This is a genomic window from Streptomyces sp. NPDC005925, from assembly GCF_040638805.1.
Lineage (GTDB): Bacteria > Actinomycetota > Actinomycetes > Streptomycetales > Streptomycetaceae > Streptomyces.
The window spans coordinates 67,628-77,656 of the sequence record NZ_JBEXVL010000026.1 but is presented as its reverse complement, the minus strand read 5'-3'; the positions used below and the strand labels follow the sequence as shown (position 1 = coordinate 77,656).

At 71.0% G+C, this 10,029-nt stretch carries 10 protein-coding genes and 1 rRNA gene; 9 read left to right on the top strand and 2 right to left on the bottom strand.

The genetic code is table 11. The features are described 5' to 3' along the window. From rrf to ABZ354_RS23735, 9 genes are all read left to right on the top strand, one after another. Window positions 1-97 (top strand): 5S ribosomal RNA (gene rrf, locus ABZ354_RS23775); the annotation flags it as partial. 146 nt (window positions 98-243) lie between these two features. Beyond that, window positions 244-888, top strand: a complete 645-nt coding sequence (locus ABZ354_RS23770) for an HAD family hydrolase (RefSeq protein WP_358659851.1) — start codon at window positions 244-246, stop codon at window positions 886-888. Window positions 889-970: 82 nt separating this feature from the next. After that, entirely contained in the window at window positions 971-2,209 is a 1,239-nt protein-coding gene (locus ABZ354_RS23765) for an MFS transporter (RefSeq protein WP_358659849.1), read from the top strand. Then, on the top strand, window positions 2,160-3,332 hold the full coding sequence (locus ABZ354_RS23760) for an acetoin utilization protein AcuC (protein ID WP_358659847.1): 1,173 nt from the start codon (window positions 2,160-2,162) through the stop codon (window positions 3,330-3,332). The genes ABZ354_RS23765 and ABZ354_RS23760 overlap by 50 nt, the downstream gene beginning before the upstream one ends. A gap of 171 nt (window positions 3,333-3,503) precedes the next feature. Next, complete coding sequence (locus tag ABZ354_RS23755) at window positions 3,504-4,319, top strand: phosphatase (protein WP_358659845.1); 816 nt, start codon at window positions 3,504-3,506, stop codon at window positions 4,317-4,319. A 129-nt stretch (window positions 4,320-4,448) separates the two neighbouring features. Further along, entirely contained in the window at window positions 4,449-4,661 is a 213-nt protein-coding gene (locus tag ABZ354_RS23750; protein ID WP_004984898.1) for a helix-turn-helix domain-containing protein, read from the top strand. A gap of 156 nt (window positions 4,662-4,817) precedes the next feature. Next, the gene (locus ABZ354_RS23745) at window positions 4,818-4,916 is read left to right on the top strand and encodes an AURKAIP1/COX24 domain-containing protein (protein ID WP_003948845.1); all 99 of its coding nucleotides are present in this window, start codon (window positions 4,818-4,820) and stop codon (window positions 4,914-4,916) included. 344 nt (window positions 4,917-5,260) lie between these two features. After that, entirely contained in the window at window positions 5,261-6,322 is a 1,062-nt protein-coding gene (locus tag ABZ354_RS23740) for an NAD-dependent epimerase/dehydratase family protein (RefSeq protein WP_358659843.1), read from the top strand. Between the two features lie 13 nt (window positions 6,323-6,335). Continuing rightward, window positions 6,336-7,436, top strand: coding sequence for a lysophospholipid acyltransferase family protein (locus tag ABZ354_RS23735; protein WP_358659841.1), 1,101 nt, complete (start codon window positions 6,336-6,338; stop codon window positions 7,434-7,436). A 92-nt stretch (window positions 7,437-7,528) separates the two neighbouring features. Here ABZ354_RS23735 and ABZ354_RS23730 read toward each other — a convergent pair whose 3' ends face one another. Together ABZ354_RS23730 and ABZ354_RS23725 are read right to left on the bottom strand one after the other, a co-directional pair. Continuing rightward, the gene (locus ABZ354_RS23730) at window positions 7,529-8,731 is read right to left on the bottom strand and encodes a DUF5667 domain-containing protein (RefSeq protein ID WP_358659839.1); all 1,203 of its coding nucleotides are present in this window, start codon (window positions 8,729-8,731) and stop codon (window positions 7,529-7,531) included. 230 nt (window positions 8,732-8,961) lie between these two features. Then, window positions 8,962-9,735 carry an ECF subfamily RNA polymerase sigma factor, BldN family gene (locus ABZ354_RS23725; protein WP_358659837.1) on the bottom strand — a complete coding sequence of 258 codons (774 nt, stop codon included), beginning with the start codon at window positions 9,733-9,735 and terminating at the stop codon, window positions 8,962-8,964. Window positions 9,736-10,029: the final 294 nt, after the last annotated feature.

Genomic DNA, 10,029 nt, shown 5'->3' with positions numbered 1-10,029 from the left:
GGAAACGCCCGGTTACATTCCGAACCCGGAAGCTAAGCCTTACAGCGCCGATGGTACTGCAGGGGGGACCCTGTGGGAGAGTAGGACACCGCCGATCAATTCTTGATGAAAAGGCCCACACCTTATGGTGTGGGCCTTTTTCTATTACCCAGCAGCACCTGCCGGTAGGGGAACGCGCGGGCCGAGCGCCGTAGCGCCGACCGGGCACGACCGGGCGGGTCCGGGCGGCCTTAGGGTCGGGGCATGCGCTACGACCTCGTCATCTTCGACAACGACGGCGTTCTCGTCGACAGCGAACCCATATCCAACCGGCTCCTGGCCGCCCACCTCACCGAGCTCGGGCACCCCACGTCCTACGAGGATTCCCTCCGCGACTACATGGGTTCCGCCATGCACCGCGTCCACGACCTCGTGCACGAGCGCACCGGGCAGCGGCTGCCGGCGGACTTCGACGACGTGTTCCACCGTCGGGTGTTCACGGCGTTCGAGCGGGAGCTGAAGCCGGTCGCCGGGGTGGTCGACGTCCTGGCGGGTCTGGCGGCGGACGGTGTGCCGTACTGCGTGGCCTCTTCCGGGAGCCATGAGCGGATTCGGGTGGGGCATCGTACGACCGGGATCGACCGGTGGTTCGAGGACGCGCGGATCTTCAGTTCGCAGGACGTGGGGCGGGGCAAGCCGGCGCCCGATCTCTTCCTGTTCGCGGCCGGACGGATGGGCGTGGCGCCCGAGCGGTGTGCCGTCGTCGAGGACAGTCCGCTGGGTGTGCGGGCGGCGGTCGCCGCCGGGATGGACGTGTACGGGTACACCGCGATGACGCCCGCCGAGCGGCTGACGGACGCCACGCGGCTGTTCTCCGACATGGGGGAACTGCCGCGGATGCTGGAGTGAGCGGACGTTCAGGGGACGGAGCGGCGATCTTCTGGGCGGCCCGATCTACCGGGCGGTAGCCGTGGGACCTACGCTCGCCGCCATGACTGATGCGCTGCGGCACGGCAGGGCCTCGCTGGCGTTCGCCTTCCTCGCGCAGGGTGCGGCCTTCGCGCTGCTCGTGACGCGTATCCCCGCCGTCCAGGAGCGGTACGGCGTCTCCGACGCGCTGCTGCCCCTGTTCCTGGCCGCGGTGCCGATCCTCGCCGGTGTGGGCAGTGTGACGACCGAGCGGGTGGTGAAGCGCGTGCCGCCCAGTCGTGTGCTGCGCTGGTCCCAGCCCGTGGTGCTGCTGGCGCTGCTCGGTGTCGGCGGCGGGCGGGGGATGGCCGGGCTGGGGATCTCGCTCGCTGTCTTCGGACTCGCCGTCGGTGCGCTGGACGCCTCGATGAACATGCTCGGGGTGCGACTTCAGCGGGCGTACGGGCGGAGCATCATGCTCGGCTTCCACGCGGTGTACAGCCTCGGCGGGATCGTCGGGGCCTCGCTCGCCTGGGCCGGGGCGCGCGGGGACCTCGCGCTGTGGGCGTCGTACCTGCCGGCGGTGCTGGTGCTGCTGCCGGCCGTGCTGGCCGGGAGCCGGTGGTACGTCGACGGCGGGGGCGACGCGTCGAGCGAGGTGACGGCGGGCCGGGGCGCGGGCGGGACCCGCGTCGGGTTCGGGCTGCTGCTGCCGCTGTGTCTGGTGATGACGTTCGCGTACATCGGGGACTCCACCGTCTCCAACTGGAGCGCGAAGTACCTCCAAGACGTGGTGGGGAGTTCCGAGCAGCTGGCGACGGTGCCGTACAACGTGTACATGGTCACGACGCTGCTGGGGCGGTCGGTCGGGGACGCCGGGGTGCGGCGGTTCGGGGCGGTGGCGGTCGTACGGGCCGGGGCGGTGCTGGCGGCCGGCGGGTTCGGGATCGTGGCGGTGGCGCCGGGGACGTGGGTGGGGATGCTCGGGTTCACGATGCTCGGGCTCGGGCTGTGCGTGCTGGTGCCGCAGACCTTCGCGGCGGCCGGACGGCTGGCCGCCGAGCGGCACGGGCCGGGAGCCTCCGACGCGGCCGTGGCGCGGCTCAATGTCTTCAACTACGTGGGGTTCCTGATCGGTTCCCCGCTGGTCGGGACTCTCGGGGACCTGTGGAGCTACCGCGGGGCGATGCTCGTACCGATGGTGTTGGTGCTGGTGACGCTCGTGTACGCCCGCTCCTTCGCCGCTCCGCCGGACCGATACGGTGGCAAGCATGAGCGGCCGCGCGCGACTGATGTGGGACGAGGCAGTAACGGGCTATGACTTCGGTCCGGGCCATCCGATGGACCCGGTCCGGCTCGCCCTGACCCGGCGGCTGGTCGACGCCTTCGGGCTCGACCGAGAGCTGGACGTGGTCGCTGCCAAGCCGGCGGGGGAGTCGACGCTGCGGCTCGTCCACCGGGAGGACTACATCGACGCGGTGCGGGCGGCGTCCCTGGACCCGGCCGCGGCCGACCAGTCGTACGGGCTCGGCACGATGGACGATCCCGCCTTCGCGGGGATGCATGAGGTGTCGGCGCTGATCGCGGGGCAGTCGGTGGGGGCGGCGGAGGCGGTGTGGCACGGTGAGGCGTCGCACGCCGTGAACTTCGCGGGCGGCCTGCACCACGCGATGCCGGGGTCCGCGTCCGGCTTCTGCGTCTACAACGACGCGGCGCTCGCCATCGCCCGGCTGCTGGAGCTGGGCGCGGAGCGGGTCGCGTACGTCGATGTCGACGTACACCACGGGGACGGGGTGCAGGCGGCGTTCTGGGAGGACCCCCGGGTGCTGACGATCTCGCTGCACGAGCATCCGGCGACGCTGTTCCCGCAGACCGGCTGGCCCGAGGAGACGGGCGCCGACGCGGCGGAGGGGTCGGCCGTGAACGTCGCGCTGCCGGCCGGGACCGGCGACGCCGGGTGGCTGCGGGCGTTCCACGGGGTGGTCCCGGAGCTGCTGGCCGGCTTCCGTCCGCAGGTGCTGGTGACGCAGCACGGGGCCGACACGCACTTCGAGGATCCGCTGGCGCACCTGGCGGTGTCGCTGGACGCGCAGCGTGCCGTGCAGGCGGCCTGTCACGACCTGGCGCACGAGCACGCCGACGGGCGGTGGGTCGCGCTGGGCGGCGGGGGGTATGCGGTGGTGGACGTCGTACCGCGGTCGTGGACGCATCTCGTCGCGATCGCGGCGGGGCGGCCGGTGGAGCCCACCACGGTGATCCCGGAGAGCTGGCGGCGGGAAGTGTTCGCGAAGACGCGGCAGTTGGGCCCGGGACGGATGACGGACGGGCGGTGGCCGGTGTCCTTCGGGCGGTGGGAGTCCGGTTACGACCCGGCGGACCGTCTGGACCAGGCGGTGCTGGCGACTCGGCGGGCGGCGTTCCCGCTGCGGGGGCTGCTGCCCTGAGCCCGCGCGGGGGGTGCGGTGCGGCCCGCGCCCGCCTCCCGGCTCCGCTCGGGCGAGGACCCGTGTCGCCCAGCGGTTCGACTGCCCGCAGGCGGCACGGCGCTACGCCATCCGTGGTGTGTTTGCCGGTTTCCGCGCTGGTCGGGGTTCCCGTCCGTCACCATCGCTTCCGTGCTCACCCCTTCCTCCCTGCGGGAACATCTGCTGACCGCCCGGCTCGCCGGGGTCGTGGCGACCTCGCGGGAGGCCAGCCTGCGGAGGTACCGGCTGTTCGCGGCAGGTGACCCGCGGGTGCGGATCGGAATCGATCCCGAGCGGTCGTGGGGACAGCGGGACCTGCTCGAACTGATGGCGGAGAGGTGCGGTGTTTCGGCCGATCCGCGCCATACTTCAGGTCAGGACGTGATCGATCCGGAGCGGACGCTGGCCGCCCTGGACGCTTTCGCCGACCGCCTCGCGGCAGCCGCCCGCCGCGCCGCCCCCGTGCTGCTGGGCACCGGGCACCCGCATCGGCTGCTCGGTTTCTACGGTGCTCTCGCAGACGCCCTGTCGGCGGCGGGATGTACTGTCCTCACCCCGGCGCAGGGTCGCTCTGTCGACATAACGACCCGGTTCGGTCTACGTACCCACCGGCTGGACTATGTCCGCGGGGTCGCGCTGGTGCGCGAGCCCGGCAGCGCACGCCCCGGTGGTGAGACCGGCGCGCACACCCACTCGCCGCTGCCGGTTCGCCTCGCGCTGGCCGCCGCGGCCGACGCCGGCGGGCCGTTGCCCGAGCTGGTGATCGGCGATCACGGGTGGGTCTGCGGGGCAGGTCAGCTGGGGTTCGAGGCGATCGGCCCGGCCGACGTGGACGACCCGGCGCCGTTCGTCGGACAGGCCGAGGGGTCGGTGTCGGTGGTCGTTCCGCTTGACGACGGCGTACGGTCCGGCCACTACCGCCCGCTCGTCCGCTACGTACTCAATCGCGCCTGTCTGTCACAGTAGTCCGCCGACGCAAGCACCTCTTCCCCACTCGCATCACACGCCCCTACATTGGGGAGTGAGCACGCAGCGACGAAGAGTCACCGGAAGGGGAAGCCGGTGGCCGTCGAGTGCGGAAGGTTCGGGTGTGTCATGGCTGCAGCTGGCGAGAGGCCTCTGAACGAGGTTCAGTTCCTTACCGTGGCGGAAGTCGCCTCGGTGATGCGAGTGTCGAAGATGACCGTGTACCGCCTGGTGCACAGTGGTCATCTGCCCGCGATCCGGGTGGGGCGGTCCTTCCGCGTCCCGGAGCAAGCGGTTCACGAGTACCTCCGCGAGAGCTACGTGGGGGTGGAAACGGCCTGACGGAGGTCCGCGGGGGAGGCCCTCAGGGCGGTTTCGGGTCTCTCCCGTCACCTCGATTACGACCTCGGCGCTCAGGCGGGTAGGCTAGCCCCTCGTAGGTCGTGTGGGCCCATGGCGCCCAACTACCGAGTGATGAGAAGTGAGCGAGGGTTAGTCGTGGGCTCTGTTATCAAGAAGCGGCGCAAGCGGATGGCGAAGAAGAAGCACCGCAAGCTGCTCAAGCGCACGCGCGTCCAGCGTCGCAACAAGAAGTAGTGACGCCGGTCGCCGCTCAGGCAGGCGACCCGGACGCCGCAGAGGCGTAGCCGTGGCCCCCCACCGCATCGGTGGGGGGCCACGCGCATGTGCCGCCCCGGCGAACCGTGTTCGTACGCACGCACGACGCGGGTACCCGTCCGGCCTACGGCAGCGGCACGGAGACGACCGCGGTGTGCCGTACCACCGGGGCGCGGCGGTGACTTCGCGCCGACGCGTCGCGTCCGGCACCGTGAGATCGCGACGGAGCGACACCGAGCGGCTAGGTTGGCCGTGACGCGGGGAACGCGGCAGGCTACGAGTGTCGGGTGGTGTGACGGCGAGGCGGAAGGAAGGCGCTGATCTTGGGAAAGGTCGTGCTCGTGACCGGGGTGGCCCGTCAGCTGGGCGGCCGCTTCGTACGACGGATCCAGCGTGACCCGGATGTGGAGCGGGTCGTGGCCGTGGACGCGGTCCCGCCCGAGCATCATCTGGGCGGCGCGGACTTCGTGCAGGCCGACATCCGGCAGCCCACCATCGCGCGGGTGCTCGCCGAGACGGGCGCCGACACGGTCGTCCATCTGGACGTCACGGGCACCCCGCTGGGCGGCGGCAGCCGGGCGTCGGTGAAGGAGACCAACGTCATCGGCACGATGCAGCTGCTCGGCGCGTGCCAGAAGTCCCCGGCGGTGCGGCGGCTCGTCGTGAAGTCCAGTACGAACGTCTACGGCTCCGCGCCCCGGGACCCGGCCGTCTTCACCGAGACGACACCGCCCAAGTCCCTGCCGAGCGGCGGTTTCGCCAAGGACGCCGTGGAGGTGGAGGGCTACGTGCGGGGTTTCGCGCGTCGTCGGCCCGACGTCGCCGTGTGCGTGCTGCGGTTCGCGAACATCCTCGGGCCGGCGACGGAGACACCACTCGCGTCGTACTTCGCGCTGCCGGTCCTGCCGACGGTGCTGGGCTACGACCCGCGGCTGCAGTTCGTGCACGAGGACGATGTCATCGAGGTGCTGCGGATCGCCTCGCACGAACCGGCGCGCTCCACCCTCAACAGCGGCACCTTCAACATCGCCGGTGACGGCGTCCTGCTGCTGTCGCAGTGTGCCCGGCGCATGGGACGGCCCACCGTGCCGCTGCTGCTTCCCGCGGTCACCTGGACGGGCTCCCTGGTGCGTACGCTCGGCATGACGGACTTCTCACCCGAACAGATCAGGCTGCTCACCCACGGACGAGTGGTGGCGACCCACCAGATGCGCGAGACGCTGGGGTTCCGGCCGAAACACACCACCGCCGAAACGTTCGCGGACTTCGCCCGCGGCCACGGTCCCGGCCTGCTCCCGCCGGAGAAGGTCACCGCGGCCGTCGACCGCATCGCCGCGCTGCCCCTCCCGGGCGGCGGTCACCTCCCGACGCAGAGCGCCAACTGAGGAGCGCAGCACGATGGCGGACGCCAAGGTCATTCCGTTCGACGACGACCGGTCCCGCGGCAGCGCCGCACAGCGCCCGGCGCGGCGCCGGGGCTCGGGCGCCCGGCGCAAGGACGGGGAGCCCGTCCCGGTCCGGGAGGTCCAGCCGCTGCCCGCCGGGGACCCTCCCGCGCAGGAGGAGGACCCGGTGAACTCCGAGGGACAGCCGCAGGAGGCGCCCCAGCACCCGGAAGCGGACACCATGGGCACCTCCGGTACCTCCGGCACCCTGGGCGGCGGCCTGGAGCGCCGCATCGCCGGTGGCCTCGCCTTCCTGCGGCGCCGTCTGACGGGCGAGTACGAGGTCGACGACTTCGGCTACGACGCCGAACTCACCGACCAGGTACTGATGTCCCTGCTGCGCCCGCTGTACGAGAAGTACTTCCGGGTGGACGTGAAGGGCATCGAGAACATCCCGTCCGAGGGCGGCGCGCTGCTCGTCGCCAACCACTCCGGGACGCTCCCGCTGGACGGCCTGATGTTGCAGGTCGCCGTGCACGACAATCACCCGGCCGGCCGTCATCTGCGGCTGCTCGCGGCGGACCTGGTGTTCATGCTGCCGGTGGTCAACGAGCTCGCCCGCAAGCTCGGTCACACCCTCGCGTGCACCGAGGACGCCGAACGGCTGCTGGGGGACGGCGAGCTGGTCGGGGTGATGCCCGAGGGTTTCAAGGGCATCGGCAAGCCCTTCAGCGAGCGCTACAAGCTGCAGCGTTTCGGCCGGGGCGGTTTCGTCTCCACGGCGCTCCGGCGGGGCGTGCCCATCGTGCCGTGCTCGATCGTCGGCGCGGAGGAGATCTATCCGATGATCGGCAACGCCCGGACGCTGGCACGGGTGCTGGGCATCCCATACTTCCCGGTGACGCCGACGTTCCCGTGGCTCGGTCCGCTGGGTGCGGTGCCGCTGCCGACGAAGTGGACGATCCAGTTCGGCGAGCCGATCCCGACGGACGGGTATCCGCCGGAGGCGGCCGAGGACCCGATGCTGATGTTCAACCTGACCGACCAGGTCAGGGAACAGATCCAGCACACCCTGTACAAGCTGCTGGTGCAGCGCCGCTCGGTGTTCTTCTAGGCCGGATTCCGCGTCGCACGGGCCGGGGCCCGGCGTATACGGCGATGGGTGCCCTCCGTCCGGAGGGCACCCATCGCCGTATACGCGTACGCCTACTCGTCGTCCTCGCTGTCGATGTCGAGGCCGGGCAGCAGTCCCGGGAGGAGGGGCGGGAGCGTGACGTCCGGTTCGCCGGCGGGCGGGTTTTCCGTGGACGGGGAGGGCGTCAGGTCCTGCGGCGGGTTCAGCAGTCCGCCGGTGCCGCCGCCGAGCAGTCCGTCGGTCTCGTGGGCGTCGGCCGATGCGCCGGGGTCGCCGCTGGAGTCCGTGTCGCCGACCGTGCCGGCTGCGGCCGCCTCGCCCGGTGCGGCGCACCCGGCGGACGCCGACCCGGTGCCCGGCCGCTCGTCTGCGCCACTGCGGGCCGGGGGCCGCGGGAGGAGGGACTGAAGCGGCTCGACGTCCTTGTTTATGGCGTCGAAGACCGAGGTCACCTGCTCGCCGACATCGCCGAGCTGCACGGGCAGCTTGTCGCGGATGGCGCCCCAGGTCTTGCGCTGGGACTGCGAGAAGGACGACAGGGCCTGGATGGGGCCGATGGAGTCCGGGTCGTGCTTGTACGCCGCGGAGAGCAGACGATGGCCCTCGGTGGCGTCGTCGCGCATGCCGGACAGGGTGCGGCGGATTTCGGCGACGGATTCGTGGTCGAGGTGTCCGCCGCGGCCCCGGTCCAGGAGCCGACGCGCCTCGTTGAGCCGGGTGGAGGCCTGGTCGAGGTGGGCACGGCCGCGCTCGGCGTCGTCTCCGGCGAGGCCGAGCTTGAAGTCCTCGATGCCGCGCTTCAGCCCGTAGAGGGAGTCACCGGGGAGGGCGTCGGAGCTGGCAGTGGCGACTCCGCCGAAGGCGCTCGCCACCACACCCACGCTCAGTCCACCCGCGGTCAGGCCCTTGGCCAGCCGGGACCGGGGCCGGAGCTTGTTCAGCGGGGCCGCCCGGCGAACGCCCCGTGCCCGGGAGGAGCGCTGCCCGGGCACCGGAGGGTCCGCCGCCTCGCCCCCCTGGAGCATGGCCTCCATCGCGGCCACGAGCTGCGCTCGCTGGACGACCTTGACCTCGGGATCGAGCTCGGGTTTGGGCAGCGCGCCGAGGTCGGCGGCGAGGGACACCATGCGTCCCTGCTCCGTCGGCTCGGCCGCTGCCGGTTCCGCTGGTGCCCGGTCTTCGGACTGTTCGGCCGCCGTACCCCGTTCGGACTGTTCCTCCAGGGCCTGGGCGAAGGCGCTCGCCCGCCGGTGCGCCGATACGTTCGCGATCACTGGCGGCACCTCCTCTCGTCAGGACGGTCGACTCCCCAGGGGGTCCTGAGGGTTGCACTCCTTGAGCCCTTCCACACGATCGGGTGATCGGTGTCGGCCAGGGGTGACCACAGGGAGCCTGTATCCCGCACAACGAGTGGCTCGCCACTTGGGTTACGGACTACAGGTGATCCCGCCGAGAAGTCAACGACCTTTGACGCAACGTGATTTGACTGTGCGCAACGTGTTGTTCAGCGTGCGTCGTCGGGCAGGAGTCTGGCGAGCGTCCGGACGGCCCGGTACTGGAGTGTCTTGATGGCGCCTTCGTTCTTGCCCATCACCCGGGCGGTCTCGGCGACGGACAGCCCTTGCAGGAACCGGAGCGTCACGCACTCCTGCTGCTGCGGGTTGAGTCGTCGTACCGCTTCGAGCAGTGAGGCGTTGGACAAGGACTCCAGTACGGAGTCCTCGGGCGAGCGCTCCACCTCGTTGGCGTCGAGCATCTCGCCGGTGGTGACCTCCAGCCGGAAGCGGGAGGACTTGAAGTGGTCGGCGACCAGGTTGCGGGCGATGGTCACGAGCCAGGCGCCGAAGTCGCGGCCCTGCCAGGTGAACGTGCCGATCCTGCGCAGGGCGCGCAGGAAGGTCTCGCTGGTCAGGTCCTCGGCGGTGGCCTTGCTGCCCACGCGGTAGTAGATGTAGCGGTACACGGTGTCGCTGTACTGGTCGTAGAGACGGCCGAAGGCTTCGGCTTCGCCGGCCTGGGCACGCTCGACGAGATCCATCATGCGGGCGCTGTCGCTGTCCGCGGCGGGGCGGCGGACAGTGGTGGCGCCGGTCGGGCGCCCCCGTCTGGCGACGGTGGCGGTGGCGTCGGCAAGTGCGTAGCACGGGCCGGCGGGTGCGGTGGCTACGGCAAGGGCGGGGACGGCGTACGCGGTGGGGACGAAGCCGCGCAACAGGTCCTGGACCGTTGCGCGCAGCGTAGCCAGGCCCGAGGCGTCAACCCCGACGTGTGGGTACACGGGACTCCCAGAGGCAGAGCTTCCATCACGTGCAGTGCGGGACCATTCACCCGTCGTAGCGACGGTTGGGTACCGGAATGCGTCTGAGGAGAATAACGCTTCGTACAGACGCTGCTACGCCCAGTTGCCCAAAACATCGATTACGTTGCGCCCCTGGGCGATTACCGTTCGATCAGGTGTCGCAAGGTGATCAGTTGCTGATCGAAAAGGTTCGTATTCGGGTTGTGTCCCGCGCGGGTTGTGGCCGTGTACAGGCAAGGGGACTGGACAGGAGGGGGGCGGGGGGGAGCCGGT

Bases quoted from the DNA above. Each gene is read 5' to 3' on its own strand.
- ABZ354_RS23760 (WP_358659847.1), top strand. From the start codon at position 2,160: ATGAGCGGCCGCGCGCGACTGATGTGGGACGAGGCAGTAACGGGCTAT.
- ABZ354_RS23770 (WP_358659851.1), top strand. From the start codon at position 244: ATGCGCTACGACCTCGTCATCTTCGACAACGACGGCGTTCTCGTCGAC.
- ABZ354_RS23750 (WP_004984898.1), top strand. From the start codon at position 4,449: ATGGCTGCAGCTGGCGAGAGGCCTCTGAACGAGGTTCAGTTCCTTACC.
- ABZ354_RS23735 (WP_358659841.1), top strand. From the start codon at position 6,336: ATGGCGGACGCCAAGGTCATTCCGTTCGACGACGACCGGTCCCGCGGC.
- ABZ354_RS23765 (WP_358659849.1), top strand. From the start codon at position 971: ATGACTGATGCGCTGCGGCACGGCAGGGCCTCGCTGGCGTTCGCCTTC.